The 15,388-nt window shown below is 65.0% G+C and carries 20 protein-coding genes; 5 read left to right on the top strand and 15 right to left on the bottom strand.

The annotated features are described in order from the left end of the window. Nucleotides 1–131: 131 nt before the first annotated feature. From K3551_RS15655 to rplO, 14 genes are all read right to left on the bottom strand, one after another. Nucleotides 132–845, bottom strand: a complete 714-nt coding sequence (locus tag K3551_RS15655; RefSeq protein WP_259915407.1) for an ATP12 family chaperone protein — start codon at nt 843–845, stop codon at nt 132–134. Next, nucleotides 842–1,504, bottom strand: coding sequence for an HAD-IA family hydrolase (locus tag K3551_RS15660; RefSeq protein ID WP_259915408.1), 663 nt, complete (start codon nt 1,502–1,504; stop codon nt 842–844). The genes K3551_RS15655 and K3551_RS15660 overlap by 4 nt, the downstream gene beginning before the upstream one ends. Next, complete coding sequence (locus K3551_RS15665; RefSeq protein WP_259915410.1) at nt 1,497–2,531, bottom strand: RluA family pseudouridine synthase; 1,035 nt, start codon at nt 2,529–2,531, stop codon at nt 1,497–1,499. The genes K3551_RS15660 and K3551_RS15665 overlap by 8 nt, the downstream gene beginning before the upstream one ends. After that, nucleotides 2,528–2,893, bottom strand: a complete 366-nt coding sequence (gene crcB / locus K3551_RS15670) for a fluoride efflux transporter CrcB (RefSeq protein WP_259915411.1) — start codon at nt 2,891–2,893, stop codon at nt 2,528–2,530. Before crcB ends, K3551_RS15665 begins: the two co-directional genes overlap by 4 nt. A 31-nt stretch (nt 2,894–2,924) precedes the next feature. Further along, the gene (locus tag K3551_RS15675; protein WP_259915412.1) at nt 2,925–4,244 is read right to left on the bottom strand and encodes a replication-associated recombination protein A; all 1,320 of its coding nucleotides are present in this window, start codon (nt 4,242–4,244) and stop codon (nt 2,925–2,927) included. A gap of 71 nt (nt 4,245–4,315) precedes the next feature. Further along, a complete protein-coding gene (locus K3551_RS15680) occupies nt 4,316–4,903 on the bottom strand; it encodes an acyl-homoserine-lactone synthase (protein ID WP_259915414.1) in 588 nt (195 codons plus the stop codon). A 71-nt stretch (nt 4,904–4,974) separates the two neighbouring features. Continuing rightward, on the bottom strand, nt 4,975–5,568 hold the full coding sequence (locus K3551_RS15685; RefSeq protein ID WP_259915415.1) for an autoinducer binding domain-containing protein: 594 nt from the start codon (nt 5,566–5,568) through the stop codon (nt 4,975–4,977). Nucleotides 5,569–5,789: 221 nt separating this feature from the next. Next, on the bottom strand, nt 5,790–6,209 hold the full coding sequence (rplQ, locus tag K3551_RS15690; RefSeq protein WP_259915416.1) for a 50S ribosomal protein L17: 420 nt from the start codon (nt 6,207–6,209) through the stop codon (nt 5,790–5,792). 114 nt (nt 6,210–6,323) lie between these two features. Then, on the bottom strand, nt 6,324–7,340 hold the full coding sequence (locus tag K3551_RS15695) for a DNA-directed RNA polymerase subunit alpha (RefSeq protein WP_259915417.1): 1,017 nt from the start codon (nt 7,338–7,340) through the stop codon (nt 6,324–6,326). Nucleotides 7,341–7,459: 119 nt separating this feature from the next. Continuing rightward, a complete protein-coding gene (gene rpsK / locus K3551_RS15700; RefSeq protein WP_246947965.1) occupies nt 7,460–7,852 on the bottom strand; it encodes a 30S ribosomal protein S11 in 393 nt (130 codons plus the stop codon). Between the two features lie 15 nt (nt 7,853–7,867). Continuing rightward, nucleotides 7,868–8,236, bottom strand: a complete 369-nt coding sequence (rpsM, locus tag K3551_RS15705) for a 30S ribosomal protein S13 (RefSeq protein ID WP_259915418.1) — start codon at nt 8,234–8,236, stop codon at nt 7,868–7,870. 211 nt (nt 8,237–8,447) lie between these two features. Next, entirely contained in the window at nt 8,448–9,089 is a 642-nt protein-coding gene (locus K3551_RS15710) for an adenylate kinase (protein WP_259915419.1), read from the bottom strand. Then, nucleotides 9,086–10,444: a preprotein translocase subunit SecY gene (gene secY / locus K3551_RS15715; protein WP_259915422.1), complete on the bottom strand. Its 1,359-nt coding sequence runs from the start codon at nt 10,442–10,444 to the stop codon at nt 9,086–9,088. Before secY ends, K3551_RS15710 begins: the two co-directional genes overlap by 4 nt. 119 nt (nt 10,445–10,563) lie before the next feature. Continuing rightward, nucleotides 10,564–11,031: a 50S ribosomal protein L15 gene (gene rplO / locus K3551_RS15720; RefSeq protein WP_259915423.1), complete on the bottom strand. Its 468-nt coding sequence runs from the start codon at nt 11,029–11,031 to the stop codon at nt 10,564–10,566. 212 nt (nt 11,032–11,243) lie between these two features. Between rplO and K3551_RS15725 the strand changes: the two genes are divergently transcribed. Then, a complete protein-coding gene (locus K3551_RS15725) occupies nt 11,244–11,852 on the top strand; it encodes a sulfotransferase family protein (RefSeq protein ID WP_259915425.1) in 609 nt (202 codons plus the stop codon). A 27-nt stretch (nt 11,853–11,879) separates the two neighbouring features. On the opposite strand, the gene K3551_RS15730 is transcribed toward K3551_RS15725, so the two are convergent. Beyond that, nucleotides 11,880–12,530 (bottom strand): 2-hydroxychromene-2-carboxylate isomerase, encoded by a 651-nt coding sequence (locus tag K3551_RS15730; protein ID WP_259915426.1) that lies wholly within the window; start codon nt 12,528–12,530, stop codon nt 11,880–11,882. A gap of 44 nt (nt 12,531–12,574) precedes the next feature. On the opposite strand from K3551_RS15730, the gene K3551_RS15735 reads away from it, so the two are divergent. Genes K3551_RS15735 through K3551_RS15750 form a run of 4 tightly spaced genes read left to right on the top strand, consistent with a single transcriptional unit; the run spans nt 12,575 to nt 15,388 of the window. Further along, a complete protein-coding gene (locus tag K3551_RS15735) occupies nt 12,575–13,258 on the top strand; it encodes a VWA domain-containing protein (RefSeq protein ID WP_259915428.1) in 684 nt (227 codons plus the stop codon). A gap of 3 nt (nt 13,259–13,261) precedes the next feature. Beyond that, the gene (locus K3551_RS15740) at nt 13,262–13,966 is read left to right on the top strand and encodes a VWA domain-containing protein (RefSeq protein WP_259915430.1); all 705 of its coding nucleotides are present in this window, start codon (nt 13,262–13,264) and stop codon (nt 13,964–13,966) included. After that, nucleotides 13,963–14,670, top strand: a complete 708-nt coding sequence (locus K3551_RS15745; protein WP_259915431.1) for a VWA domain-containing protein — start codon at nt 13,963–13,965, stop codon at nt 14,668–14,670. Before K3551_RS15740 ends, K3551_RS15745 begins: the two co-directional genes overlap by 4 nt. Further along, nucleotides 14,663–15,388, top strand: a complete 726-nt coding sequence (locus tag K3551_RS15750) for a VWA domain-containing protein (protein ID WP_259915434.1) — start codon at nt 14,663–14,665, stop codon at nt 15,386–15,388. The genes K3551_RS15745 and K3551_RS15750 overlap by 8 nt, the downstream gene beginning before the upstream one ends.

The raw sequence follows: 15,388 nt of genomic DNA on the forward strand, positions 1-15,388 counted from the left end.
TCCCCCTCACTGCTTGCAAAAAAGGCCAGACAGGACCGGGAAGGTCAAGGGGAGATGCCGGGATTTCGGGCAAACGCCCAGATGCACATCAATTCGGCCCTGCCCTGCCCGTTCGCGCGGCAGGGTCAGCGTCACGGTTGCCGTACCAGCGCCAGATAGGTCACCGCCTGCAAGAAGGATGCGCGCTTGGACGCGGCCAATTCCGCCGCTTCCTCGTCCGCGCCCCACTGCTCGATCTGCCAGGATTCGTCGATCCGCGACAGGTCCCAGGCAGCGGGGGCGGGCAGATGCCCATCCATTACGGCCAGCGCCAGAACCAGGCTGCCCGACAGGGTGACCAACTCCGACAGGGCGGTCAGGTCCCAGGCGGACATGTCCGCGACATGGGTTCGCAGGACCTGGCTCGCGTTGGCGGGCTGGGCCACGGGGATCACGCCCTGGGTGACGGCCAGCCGCGCGCCATAGGTCTGGTCAAGCCAGTCCAGCAAGGGGTCCCATCCAGCCAGTTGCCGTTCGACAAGTTCGCCGGGACCGGCCGCGCGATAGCACAGCAGGTCCGAACTCCCGTACTCTGCCAGGTGGCCCGCAACCTCGGCGTGCTGCGGAATCACCTTGTCCAGCGCGGCATTGACGGCACGGGTCAACGGCATCGACAGGGGATCGATCGTGCCCTCTTGGGCTTGCCATTCATCGGCGACGCCCTGGGCCAGGGCAAAGGTCGGCATGACCACATGGGTCCGCAGCGGGCTGCGCACCGGGCGCCCGTCAAGTTCGACCGCATAGCCGTCCTGGGCCTCGACCACCTGCGCCTCGGTCCAGAACCGCTTGGCCTTCCATTCGCTCATCTTGCCCTCGTCACTATGTCTTCGGTCAGGGTGGAGAAGTCGTCCACGATTCGTGTGGCCCCAGCCGCCAGCAGATCCGCCCCGCTGGTATAGCCCCAACTGACCCCGATTGCGGCCACGCCTGCGGCGCGGGCCATTTCCATATCGTAGACCGAATCGCCAATCATGACGGCGCGGTCCTCCTCTAACGCGCATTCCAGCAGGGCACGTCGGATCATCGAGGGGTGCGGTTTGGACGGGTGGTGATCGGCGCATTGCAGGGTCTTGAACAACCCGTCCCAACGCTCCGCCTTGATCAAACGGTTCAGACCCCTTTGCGACTTGCCAGTCGCCACGCCCAGCGTCACCCCTCGTTCCGCCAAACCGGCCAGCGCGGCCTCGGCGCCGGGATAAAGCTGTGTCGGCGTCCCCGACTCCATCGCGGCGGCGAAACCCAGGCGGTAGTCGGCCACGATCCGGTCGACAACCTTTGTGGGGACCCCGTCAGCCAGGCGCGCGATCATGCCCGGCAGCGACAGACCGATCAGCGGGCGGACCGCGTCGGCAGGCGGAGCCGGCAGGTCGGACCGCGCAAATGCACGGCTCATGGTGTCCACGATCACGCCTGCGCTGTCGACAAGGGTGCCGTCCACGTCGAAGAGAGCGAGAAAGTCAGTCATCGTCTTCCGCAAAGGGATCGACCGGAACATCGGCCGGGTTCCAGCCCATCATATCCCAGGTGTTTTGCATATGCTCCGGCAAGGGGGCCGTCAGATGCAGGCGGGCACCGGTCATCGGATGCTCCATCATCAGGGACCGGGCGTGCAGATGCAGCTTGCGGCTGATCTCTCCGCCTAGTTGCGCGCCCCAACCATCGCCCATGTTTTCCTGACTGGAACCGCCGTATTTGCCATCGCCCACAACGGGGTGCCCGATCTCTGCCATATGGGCGCGCAGCTGATGCGTGCGCCCCGTGATCGGGACCAGCGCGGCCCAGGCGGCGCGCACGCCCAGCACCTCCAAAACGGCATAATCGGAGGTGGCGTTCTTTGCCCCCTTCGCCTCGCCCACTTCGCGTGGGTGGACGCAGATCATCTTTTCGTTGCCGGCCCCGCCCGCCTTGACCAAACCGTAACGGATCGTCCCCTTGCGCGGGTGCGGCACGCCGGCGATGGCCGCCCAATAGATCTTGCGCGTCTCGCGGGCGTTGAAGGCCTCGGACATCCTGGTCGCAGTCAGGCGGTTGCGGGCCATGATCATGATGCCCGACGTGTCTTTATCCAACCGGTGCACCAGGCGCGGCTGCTCCTCCGCGTCGAAGCGCAGGGCGTCGCCCATCCCGTCGACATGCCGCGTCTGACCCGACCCGCCTTGCGACGCCAGGCCCGGCGGCTTGTTGAGCGCGATCAGATGCTCATCGCGATAGATCACGCAGGATCGGATCATCTCCGCATCGGCCTTGGACGTCTTTTCGGACCGGGGGGCCGCGGGCGCGCGGTCAGTGGGCAGCGGCGGGACGCGGACGACCTGCCCCGCCTCTACGCGGGAATTCGCCTTGACCCGCCCGCCATCGACGCGGATCTCACCCTTGCGGCACATCTTTTCGACGTTGCCCTGGTTGAGCTGCGGAAAGCGGCGCTTCATCCAGCGGTCAAGCCGCTGGTCGGTTTCATCCGCCGTGACGGTGATGGTCTGAACGCCGGTCATGCCAGGCTCCTCGCGATGAATAGCCCCAGCATCAGCGCCAGGAGAGACAGCCCAACGGATAGGGCCACATAGATGAACGCCTGTCCCCAGGCCCCCCGTTCCACGAGCGTCAGCGTTTCCAGCGAAAAGGCCGAAAACGTCGTGAACCCGCCCAGAACGCCGGTCAGCAGGAACGGCTGCCATTGCGGCAGACCGTGACGGCCCAGCAGGACGGCGGCGATCCCCATGGCGAAGCTGCCCAGCACGTTGCAGGTCAGGATCGCCACCGGAAAGCCGTCGCGCATCAGCGCACTGCCCAGCAGGAACCGCAGCGCCGCGCCGATCGCCCCGCCCAGAGCCACATGGAATACGGTGAAAGTCATCCGCGCCATGTCCCCCCGCCCCGGGCCGGAGTCAAGCTTTGCCGCGTTTGGCCCGCTGTTCCACGAACCAATCCAGGCGGCGCCCCAGTTCCCGCTCGAACCCGCGTTCGACGGGGACGTAGTAGACCGGGCGCTTCATCCCGTCCGGGAAATAGTTTTGCCCCGAAAACCCATCCTGTGCATCGTGATCGTAGGCATAGCCGGTGCCATAGCCCTGATCCTTCATCAACTTGGTCGGCGCGTTCAGGATGTGCTTGGGCGGCGGCTCCGACCCGGTTTCCCCCGCCTGCTTCATCGCCGCCTTGAAGGCGACGTAGCCCGCGTTCGATTTCGGGGCCAGCGCCAGGTAGACGACGGCATTGCCCAGGCTCTGCTCGCCCTCGGGGCTGCCCAGACGCTCATAGGTTTCCCAGGCCTGCAGGCAGAAGGCCTGCGCCTGCGGGTCGGCCAGGCCGATATCCTCGACCGCCATGCGGGTGATCCGCCGCATCAGGTAACGGGGATCTTCGCCGCCCTTCAGCATTCGACCCAGCCAGTACAGCGCCGCATCCGGGTCGGACCCACGCACCGATTTGTGCAGAGCAGAGATCAGGTTGTAATGGCTGTCGCCCGATTTGTCGTATTGCGCCGCACGTCGTTGCAGCCGTTTGACCAGCGTATCGGTGTCGACCTTTTGCGTCGCGCCCCAACCCGCCACCTGTTCGATCAGGTTGAGAAGCGCGCGGCCATCGCCGTCGGCCATTTCCTGCAACGCCTCGCGCGCGGGACCATCCAGTGGCAGTTTGGCCCCCAGATCCTTTTCGGCGCGTTGGGTCAACAGTTCCATGTCCCGCAGGGTCAGCCGTTGCAGCACCAGAACCTGCGCGCGCGACATGACCGCCGCGTTCAGCTCGAACGAGGGGTTCTCGGTCGTGGCCCCGACCAGGGTGATCGTCCCGTCCTCCATATGCGGCAGAAAGCTGTCCTGCTGCGCCTTGTTGAAACGGTGGATTTCATCGACGAAGAGCAGCGTGCCGGTGCCATTGGCGCGGCGGTTACGGGCCGTGTCGAACACCTTGCGCAGGTCCGCAACCCCGGTGAAAATCGCGCTGATCTGGACGAAGTGCAGGCCCACGTGATCGGCCAGCAGCCGCGCGATGGTGGTCTTGCCCACGCCCGGCGGCCCCCACAGGATCAGCGAGGGCAGCGCCCCCCGAAGCATCACGGTCAGCGCGCCGTCCGGGCCCAGAAGATGCCCCTGCCCCACCACCTCCTGCAGGGATGCCGGGCGCAGCCGGTCGGCCAGGGGGGCCGGACGGGCGGGCGGTTGGTCGGCGGGCGCGGCGGCACCGGTGTCAAAGAGATCGGCCATGGGACCTATCTAGAACGCTGCGCGTCCGGGCGGAAGGGAGGCGCGGCAGCAGGCCGCCGCGCCCGACCCCGTCAGTGCATCTTCGTCGCCATCGAAATGTTGACGCAGACCGATTCAGAGCCGCCGAAATCCATGACCGGCCCCGCTGCCACGCAGTCCAGGCCAACGCGCCGGGCCAGGCGCGGCGAATTGGCCGGGATCAGACCCAGAACCGAGGTCGCCCCCAGCTCTCGTGCGGTCGTGACCATCTGGCCGATCAACTGCATCTGCACCCGCATGCGCATGTTGGCGGGCACGTCATCACAGACGAAAACGCGGCTCGATTCCCAGATGTGTTCGGCAATCGGTGCCTCTTCGAACAAGAGGTCCGAAGGAATCGTGTCGAGCAGCCCAAGCTGCGCATCGCGGATCATGTAGCTGTAGATGCCGCAGCGATGGGTCGTGGGCGTCAGGCGCACGCCGGCCATGATCCGACCATGGTCATGCACGGCGACCCAACGGCTGGCCGGGGTGTCGTATTGATCGAATTCCATTCCATCGGCCTGCGGCAGGTCCCAATGGGCCTGTTCGATAAAGGTCCGGTGGCGCGCACGCAAAAGGTCGGTGAACAGCGGGCCGTGGTCGTGAAGGTTGGTGAAGGAAAGGGTGGTAACTTCCATGGGACAAATCTCTCTCTGCCGGGTTGTCGTTGACACCAGGGGACCGGGAATGCTCGCAATGTGGGGGTGGCTTATAAGAGCCTGTATTCTCTCGCCATTCTTAGTGCCTCGGCCGTGGTCTTTGCACCCAGGCGTTCCCGGGCGGACGAAAGGCGCGCTTTCAGCGCACTTTCCGAAATGCCAAGTTCCGCAGCAGCAGCCGTATGGCGGAATCCGTCCCCGACCAGGCGCAGCGCCTCGATCATTGCGGGGGTCAGATCCTCGGGGGGCTCAGCAACCTCGTGCAGACCGCGCGCGATCTCCTCGATGTCGTCGAGTTCGGTATCCGTGAATTCCCGGTCCGAACGAGCCGCGCCGACAATGGTGCGGGACGTGATCTTCCCGCAGGAAACGACGACACCATAGATCAGACCGTGTTGGGCGGCCTTGTCCATGACGCCGAAGGGATCGGGCAGCGAGATATCGCTCCAACGGGTCTTACCAGCCTTGCTGATTCCCCAGAAAACAAGGGGATCGCGCAGCGAGTAGTTGTTGGCGGCGTAGACGTCCTGCCAGTCCTGCGGATACGTGCTTTTGAGATACAGCGGCGAGGCGAACCGGATGTGGACGCCAACGGTATATCCCGCTGGGGCCAGTTCATCCAATCTCTGCAAGTAGCGGACCATGAGGCGTCGTCTCTCGGACATGTCTTTTTAGACAGGGCGGGCAGTTTCTCGTCAACTGTATCGTCCCTTAGTTACGCCACTGAATTGGTTAATAGACCGTGAACAAACCTCGTTATCCACGGGAACTTTCCATCTTGGCGAAACAACGCCCTGATCCGGCTTCACAAATGCAAAAGGCCCCGCCGTTCCCGGCGGGGCCTTGCTGATCGGATGTGCTCCGATCAATCTTCGAGGGCGTCCTCGGCTTCCAGACGCGCGCGGTCTGCGGCACCCTTGGCATCGACGTCGCGCTCGACGAACTCGATGATGGCCATGGGGGCCATGTCGCCATAGCGGAAGCCGGCCTTCATGATGCGCACGTAGCCACCCGAACGGTCCGCGTAACGCGGGGCCAGGATCTCGAACAGCTTGGCGACGGCAGCGTCGTCATGCAGGCGGGATGCCAGCAGCCGGCGCGAATGCAGGTCGCCACGCTTGGCCATGGTGACCATCTTTTCGACGATCGGGCGCAGTTCCTTGGCCTTGGGCAACGTCGTCTTGATCTGCTCGTGCTCGATCAGCGAAGCGGCCATGTTCTTGAACAGCGACTTGCGGTGTTCGTGGGTCCGGTTGAGGCGGCGGTATCCGCGGGCGTGACGCATGGGTCTATCTCCAGATTTATACTTTGTCCGGGGCCGGTGCGTGCCGGTCCCTCCTTATTGGGGCAGAAGCGCCCAGTCTGTCTGTGGGCCGGGGAAATCCCCGACCCGCAAGGATCAGAAGTTGTCTTCGAACTTCTTGGCCAGATCTTCGATGTTCTCAGGCGGCCAATCGACGATGTCCATACCCAGGTGCAGGCCCATGCCCGACAACACTTCCTTGATCTCGTTCAAGGACTTGCGGCCAAAGTTCGGCGTGCGCAGCATCTCGGCTTCGGTTTTCTGGATCAGATCACCGATGTAGACGATGTTGTCGTTCTTCAGGCAGTTGGCGGACCGGACCGAAAGCTCCAGCTCGTCGACCTTCTTCAGCAGAAGCGGGTTGAACTCCAGATCGTCGTCGGCACTGTCGGAGCGGGCCGCTTCCGGCTCGTCGAAGTTCACGAAGATCTGCAACTGGTCCTGCAGGATGCGGGCGGCGTAGGCCACGGCATCGTCGGGGGCCAGCGAGCCGTCGGTTTCCAGCTTCAGCGTCAGCTTGTCGTAGTCCAGAACCTGGCCTTCACGGGTCGGCTGCACCTCGTAGGAGACGCGCTTGACCGGCGAATAGATGGCGTCGATCGGGATCAGACCGATTGGGGCATCTTCGGGCTTGTTCTTGTCAGCCGAGACATAGCCCTTACCGGTGTTCACCGTCAGTTCCATATAGAGGTCGGCACCGTCGTCCAGGTGACAGATCACGTGGTCGCGGTTGAGGACCTCGATGCCGTTGGATTCCGAAATGTCGCCGGCGGTGACAACCATCGGGCCCTTGGCGGAAATCGAGACGCGCTTCGGCCCCTCGACATCCATCTTCAGCGAGACACCCTTGAGGTTCAGCACGATGTCGGTGACGTCTTCGCGGACGCCGGACACCGAAGAGAACTCGTGCAGGACATTGTCGATCTGGACGGAAGTGATGGCCGCGCCCTGCAGGGACGACATCAGCACACGGCGCAACGCGTTGCCGAGCGTCAGGCCAAAGCCCCGCTCCAGCGGTTCTGCCACGACGGTGGCCTGGCGGGCGGGGTTGTTCCCCGGGCGGACATCAAGCTGCGACGGCTTGATCAGCTCTTGCCAATTCTTGTGGATCATGTGGCCCATCCCTCCATTCATGTCTCCTGCCGGGGCGGATGGCGGAGACTCCCGAGGTGTCTAAAAACGGCGCGGAGGGGCCGCAGAAAACGGCCCCTTCCGGTAGTACTGGTTGCGGGTCAGACCCGGCGGCGCTTCGGCGGGCGGACGCCGTTGTGCGCGATGGGGGTCACGTCGCGGATTGCGGTGATCTGCAGGCCGACGGCGGCCAGGGCGCGCAGCGCGCTTTCGCGACCGCCACCGGGGCCCTGCACTTCGACCTCAAGGGTCTTCATGCCGTGCTCCTGCGCCTTTTTCCCGGCGTCTTCAGCGGCCATCTGGGCGGCATAGGGCGTCGACTTGCGCGAGCCCTTGAAGCCCATCGTACCGGCCGAGGACCAGCTGATGGCGTTGCCCTGGACGTCGGAGATCAGGATCTTGGTGTTGTTGAACGAAGAGTTCACATGAGCAACGCCTGCGGCGATGTTCTTGCGTTCCTTGCGCTTCGGAGCGCGGCGGGTATCACGTGCCATAACTGCAGCCCTCCCTTATTTCTTCTTGCCGGCAATGGCCTTTGCGGGGCCTTTGCGGGTGCGAGCGTTGGTGTGGGTGCGCTGACCGCGAACCGGCAGGTTCCGGCGGTGACGCAGACCGCGGTAGCAGCCCAGGTCCATCAGACGCTTGATGTTCATCTGGGTGTCGCGGCGCAGGTCGCCCTCGACGGTGACGTTCGCGTCGATGAACTCACGGATCGACAAAACCTCGGCGTCCGACAGCTCATTGACGCGACGCGTGGCGTCGATGCCAACAGCGTCGATGATCTCTTTCGCCTTCGAGGGGCCGATGCCCGTGATGTAGGTGAGCGCGATGGGTACGCGCTTCCCCGTGGGGATGTTGACGCCAGCAATACGAGCCAATGGAGCTTCCTTCTGCGTTGCGGTTCCGTAGTGCCAGAACCTTTTTTCACAACGGCCCAAGGCAGGATGCCAGGGGCCAGAAATAGATGACCGGGAATCGAACGATTCCCGGCGGAGATTGCGATTTAGGGGGTTGACCCGATGGGGTCAAGTGCGCGCGGGCCGTCTGTCAAGAAGTTTCTTTTCAGACAGCCCGCAGGCCGCAACCTTATCAGCCGAGCGCGGCCTTGATGTCACCCGCGACAGCCTCGATCTCGCCCAGGCCATCGACCGTCACCAAATCGCCCTTGGCGTAGTAATAGCCGATCAGTGGCGAGGTCTGTTTATAGTAGGCCAGAAGACGCGTCTTGAGGCTTTCCTCATTGTCGTCGGCGCGGCGCTTGAACTCCGTGCCACCACAATTGACGCATTTGCCATCGGCAGGCTGCGGTTTGGTGACGTCGTTATAAACCTCACCACAGCATCCACAGGTCGATCGGGCGATGATCCGGGCAACCAGCGCGCCGTCGTCCACCTGCATCTCGATCACGCGGTCCAGCGTGGCGCCATGCTTGGCCAGCAACGCGCCCAGGGCATCCGCCTGCGGCAGGGTCCGGGGGAAGCCGTCAAAGATGAAGCCGCCGCCGTTGTCGCCTTCCAGCTGTTCTTCGATCAGGCCGATGACGATCTCGTCGGTGACAAGTTCGCCCGCGTCCATGACGGCCGCGACCCGCTTGCCCATCGCCGTGCCGGACGACCGCGCCGCCCGGAGCATGTCGCCGGTGGACAGCTGGATCATGCCCCGCTCCTCCACCAGACGTCGTGCCTGCGTTCCTTTGCCCGCGCCCGGCGGTCCAAGCAGAATGATGTTCATCGTCTTGCCGCTCCCTTCTTGGACCCACGCTTCTTGCCGCGCAGCTGGCTCTTCTCGATCAGACCCTCGTACTGGTGCGCCAGCAGATGGCTTTGCACCTGTTGGATCGTATCCATCCCCACCGACACGATGATCAGGATCGAGGTGCCGCCGAAGTAGGCCGTGATAGCCAGCTGGCTGCGCACCATCTCAGGCACCAGACAGACCAGCGCCAGGTAAGCCGCACCCAGAACGAGGATCCGGTTGGTGACGTATTCCAGGTATTCAGCGGTGCGCTTGCCCGGCCGGATGCCCGGAATGAAGCCGTTCTGGTTCTTCAGATTGTCCGCCACGTCATCGACCTTGAAGGCGACGTTGTGGGTGTAGAAATAGGTGAAGAACACGATCATGGCCGCAAAGAACAGCAGATACAGCGGCTGTCCGGGTCCGAAATAAGCCAGGATCGTCGACATGATCGGGCCGGAATTCTGACCCGAGAAGGTGCTGATCGTCGTCGGCAGCAACAGCAGCGACGAAGCAAAGATCGCCGGGATCACGCCCGCCGGGTTAACCTTGATCGGCAGGTGGCTGGACCCGCCATCATAGACCTTCATCCCCACCTGACGACGCGGGTACTGGATGTGGATCTTGCGCAGGCTGCGTTCCATGAACACGACCAGAACAAGGGTGCCCAGCAACATCGCCACGACCCCCAGGATCGCAGGCGTCGACAACGCGCCTGTCCGGCCGCTCTCAAAGAACTGGGCCAGGGCGGCAGGCAGTTCGGCCACGATACCGACGAAGATGATCAGAGAGATGCCATTGCCGATGCCGCGCGCGGTGATCTGCTCACCCAGCCACATCAGGAACATGGTGCCGCCCACCAGCGTCACGACGCAGGCCGCGCGGAAGAACAGCCCCGGATCGGCCACCAGACCGCCCGCCTCCAGCGATACGGCAAGGCCATAGGCCTGCAACGTCGCCAGGGCCACGGTGCCGTAACGCGTGTACTGGTTGATCTTCTTGCGGCCTGGCTCGCCCTCTTTCTTCAGCTGCTCCAACTGGGGGACCATGGCGGTCATCAGTTGCACGATGATCGACGCCGAGATGTAGGGCATGATGCCGAGCGCAAAGACGCCCATGCGCCCGATCGCGCCACCCGTAAACATGTTGAGCACACCGCCCAACCCTGCTGCCGCCTGATCGACGAATTCGCGCAGCGCGCCTGCGTCGATGCCCGGCACGGGGATATAGGTTCCGATGCGGTAGATGATCAGCAGGCCGATCGTGAACAGGATGCGTTGGCGAAGCTCTTTGGCTTTACCGAATGCACCCCAGCTCATGTTGGCGGCCATCTGCTCTGCGGCTGAAGCCATGAGAGCCCCTCTTGCTAAACTGAAACGCCGCCCGAAGGGCTTCCCCGCGGGCGGCGTTCAAGGAAAATCCTCAGATCATGTAAGCGGACCCGCGCCCGCCTACAACCGATCCGAATGCGTCACTCGGCGGCGGGGGCCGCAACAGTGACGGAGCCGCCCGCCTTTTCGACCGCCTCGACCGCGCCCTTGGACGCGCCGGTGACGGTGATCGTGGCCTTGGCGGTGATCTCACCCTTGCCCAGCAGGCGGATGCCGTCGAGCTTGCGGCGCACCACACCCGCGGCAACCAGGTTGTCCTCGGTGATGGCAGCGGCGTCGAGGCGACCGTTGTCGATGAACTCCTGCACCTTGGACAGGTTGATCACCGCGAACGACTTGCGGTTCGGCTTGTTGAAGCCACGCTTGGGCAGACGCTGGTAGATCGGCATCTGGCCGCCCTCGTAGCCCTTGATGGCCACGCCCGAGCGGGATTTCTGACCCTTGATACCACGGCCACCCATCTTACCGGTGCCGGAGCCGGGACCACGGCCGACGCGCTTGGCGCGGTGGGTTGCGCCGGGATTGTCGCGCAGATCATTGAGTTTCATATCGCTTCTCCTCTTGCCGGAAGCGTCCCCGAAGCGATGTGGGACGAACGCGGCGTTTCGATTCCTTCGCACCCAATCGGGCACCGAGCGCGCATACACCGCGCCCCCGGCCACATCAAGCCCCGCGCAGCCCAATGAATCGGACCGATGGCGGCAAGCGTGCTATAAGCAAGGCACCTGCTCGCGCCCATAGTCACGAAAAGGATGCCCTGATGCCCCTCGAAATAATCGGTGCCGGTTTCGGCCGGACGGGGACCGACTCCCTGCGACAAGCCCTGAACATGCTGGGCTTCGGCCCCTGCCACCACATGTACGAGGTCCGCGACGACCCGGAAAAGGTCGATCTGTGGCACGACTACTTCTGCGGCGGCGCGCCGCTCGATCTTGATCGGCTGTTTTCGGGATACCGCTCACAGGTCGACTGGCCGGGGGCTCACCTCTGGCGGGAATCCGCTGCGCATTATCCGGATGCCAAGGTGATCCTTTCGGTGCGTGACCCCGAAAGCTGGTACGCGTCCTACGCCAAGACGATCAAGGCGTTCCGCGAGGCAGAGATGCCGCCAGACGTCCCGCATCTCCACAAGTTACAGGACTTCGTCGATGCGTTCCTCGCTGACCGCTTTGCCACAAAGGAAAAGGCCATCGCCGACTATCTGGACCACGTGGCAGAGGTGAAGGCCACGATTCCCGCCGACCGCCTGCTTGTCCTGGAACTGGGCGCGGGCTGGGAACCGCTTTGTGATTTCCTTGGCGTGGCAGTACCGGATACGCCCTATCTGCACACCAACGCGACAGAGGCCTTTCAGGAAAAGAACCTGTAGACCGGCGCCGCATGCCCGCCCGACTGCCTAGATGCCGTCGCCGTCCACCGGTGGATTGCGCCAGCGCGGGGCGGCAAAGGGCCGGGTAAGGGCGCGCTCGACCATCTCTAACCGGTCCTGACCGTAAAACATGTCGCCATCGACCACATAAGTCGGAGAGCCCATGACACCAAGGGCCAGGGCCTCCGCTCCGTTGGCGTCGAACTGCGCCTGCGCCTCCGGCCCGGCAGCCCGCGCCAACAGGGCGTCCGGGTCATGGCCCAACCCGACCGCCAGGGCCGCCAGGGTTGCGCGGTCCGACAGATCGGCATCGTCGCGCCAATGGGCCTGCAACAGGGCATGGGCCATGGCGTCCACCTGGGCCCCACGGTCCCCCAGGGCCAGGATCATGCCGCTTGCCAAGGAATAATCCGCGTCATGAAACGTCGGACGAAACGACACCACCGGCACGCCCCGCCACTCCGCCCAGCGTTCGATCTCGCGCCCGAAGAAATAGTCGACATGCGCCTGCGTCCGCGCCCGGAACGCCAGACTGCCCTGGGCCTCTACCACCGGCGACAACGGAACCGGGCGATGCAGCAGCACCGCGCCCTCGGCAGCGCAGATCTGGGCCAATCGGGCGGACCCGAGATAGGCAAAGGCGGAATGCGCCGAGTAATAATAGGTGATCACCTTCATGTGGGCACCCTTGATCGGTTCGCCGGGTCTTGCAAGGGTGGGGAATGCGCCCGCTGATCGCCGCCCTGCTTGCAACGATCCTGACCGCCCAGACGGCCCTGGCCGAATGTCGCGATGATGCGATGGTGGTTTTCGACGGCTCCGGGTCCATGGCGGGCCTGGGGTTCCGCCCCGTCGGCCCACCGCGCATAGACGAAGCACGCGGCGCCATGGCCCGCGTCCTGCCGGAGGTGGAGCATCTGCGCCGTATCGGTCTGGTAACCTACGGACCCGGTGACGCCTGCGACGCGATCAACACGCATTTCGGCCCGATCCCCGCCTCTGCCACCCCGATCCTCGACGCGCTGGCTCTGTTGCAGCCACAGGGGCTGACCCCGCTGGCCGCCGCCGTCGACCGCGCCGCCGAAGCCCTGGTCTACCGCACCCGGCCCGCGACCATCGTGCTGGTGACCGATGGAAACGACACCTGCGCCGGACGCCCCTGCGCGCTGGCCCCGCGCCTGGTCGCGGCGGGGGCGGATCTGACGATCCACGTCCTTGGCTACAAGGTCGTCGGCGACTACGCCCCCGGTACGCCCTTCGCGTCGGGCGAACTCCCACGCGGCGAGGTCACGGCGCGCTGCATGGCCGAGGCCACGGGCGGCCGCTACATCCTGACCGAAACCATCGACGAATTGACCCAGGCCCTGCGAGAGACGTTGGGCTGCTACGTCTTCGGGCGGCTCTGAGCGGTGCGCCCTGCGCTGACTGCCCTGCTCTGCCTCGGGATGGCGCAACCGGCACTGGCCGATTGCAGCGCCGATGCCATGCTGGTCTTCGACGGCTCCGCCTCCATGGCGGCACCGGGCCTCGTCCTCTCCGATCCGCCCCGCATCGACGAGGCGCGCCGCGCCATGGCCCGCGCCCTGCCCCTGGTGGAGCACACTCGCCGCATCGGCCTGATCACCTATGGTCCGGGGCCGGAAGGCAGCTGCGACGGCGTCACCTTTCGTCTCGCGCCGATCCCGCAGGCCGCGCAATCGATCCTCGATGTGTTGCAGACGGTCGATCCCAACGGGCAGACCCCCCTGACCAAAGCCGTCGCGCGCGCCGCCGAAACGCTGGATCATCGCAACCGACCCGCCGTCATCGTTCTGGTCACCGATGGGGACGACACCTGCGACGGCGCACCGTGCGCCCTGGCCGACCGGCTGGCGGGCGAGGCTGCGGATCTGACCATCCACGTGCTGGGCTTCAAGATCGCGGACGCCTTCGCCATCGGCGACTTGCAACGGCGCCCCATCCCGCGTGCGGCCATCGAAGCAGGCTGTCTGGCCGACCGGACCGGGGGCACCTATGTGCTGACGGACACGGTCGAGGATCTCGTGGCCGCCCTGGACCGGACGCTCGGCTGTCTGGTCATCGGGGCCCTGCCCCCGACCCGGCGTCCCGCATGACCCTGCGCGCCGGGTTTCTGTCGTTAGCCCTGTCCCTGCCCGCCGCCGCGGGGTCGCCCTGCGCCACCGATGCCATGCTGGTCTTCGATGGCTCCGCCTCCATGTCGGAGATCGGCTTTGACATTCAGGATGCCACCCGGATCGAGGACGCCCGCGTGGCCCTGGCCCGGTCCCTGCCGGACGTCGAGGTATTCCGCCGCATCGGGCTGATCACCTATGGCCCCGGTGGTGCGGACGCCTGTTCCGGCATCACCCTGCGGTTCCCACCCGAACCCCTGGCCGCGACGCGTATCATCGCCGAAGTCGAGGCGCTGCGGCCCAACGGCCTGACGCCGCTGTCAAAGGCGGTCGAACGCGCCGCCGAGGTTCTGAACTATCGCAATCAGCCCGCCATCGTGGTTCTGGTCACCGACGGAAACGAAACCTGCGGCGGCACGCCCTGCGCCCTGTCGAACAGGTTGGTGGCACAGGCGGCCGACCTGACCGTGCATGTGATCGGGTTCAAGGCGTCGGGTGACTTCTTTGCCTGGGACAGTCCCGAACAGACCTTTGGGGATGACACGGTGGCGCGCTGTCTTGCGGATCGGACGGGCGGGCTGTTTGTGTCGACGGACACAGTCGACGCATTGACCGAGGCCCTGCGCGCGACGCTGGGCTGCCTGATCATCGGGGTCGGGCCGTCCCACGGACGTGACCATGGCTGACCTCTGCCGAATCTTGACGCCCGTTCTCGCGCTGGCCCTGACGTGCCAGACTGCGTTGGCGAACTGCGCGGCCGACACGATGATCGTCTTCGATGCCTCCGCCTCGATGACCGCACAGGATTTCAACGCCACGCGGTCGCAGCGGATTCATCAGGCGCGCGCCGCACTGGCCGAAGTTCTGCCGGAGGTGGAGGACATCCGCCGCATCGGCCTGACTGTCTATGGTCCGGAGGCGCAGGACAGCTGCGGCGGCATCCGCCTGCGCCTGCCGCCCCGTGCGGGGGCCAGTGCCGACATCCTGTCCGAGATCGACACCACAGCCCCCGCCGGCCTGACCCCCCTGACCGAGGCGGTGGCCCGGGCAGCCGAAGCCCTGTCCTATCGGACCCGCCCCGCCGTCGTGGTTCTGGTCACGGATGGCAACGAAAGCTGCGGCGGGTCGCCCTGCGCCCTGGCGGACCGGTTGGCTGCGACGTCAGCGGATCTGACCGTGCACGTGCTGGGCTACAAGGTGGTCTGGGATGCCTTCGCAAGCCACGGCAAACGCGATGCACCGTACTTCGGGGCGGAGGTCGTGGCCCGCTGTCTCGCGGATCGGACCGGCGGCACCTATGCCTCGACCGAAAGCGTCGCGGAGTTGACCGAGGCACTCCGGGCGACGCTGGGCTGTCTGGTGTTCGGGGGGCTGCGGCGCGGATCCGACAGGTCAAGCCATTGA

Origin of the sequence: Jannaschia sp. M317, from assembly GCF_025141175.1 — a bacterium.
Lineage (GTDB): Bacteria > Pseudomonadota > Alphaproteobacteria > Rhodobacterales > Rhodobacteraceae > Jannaschia.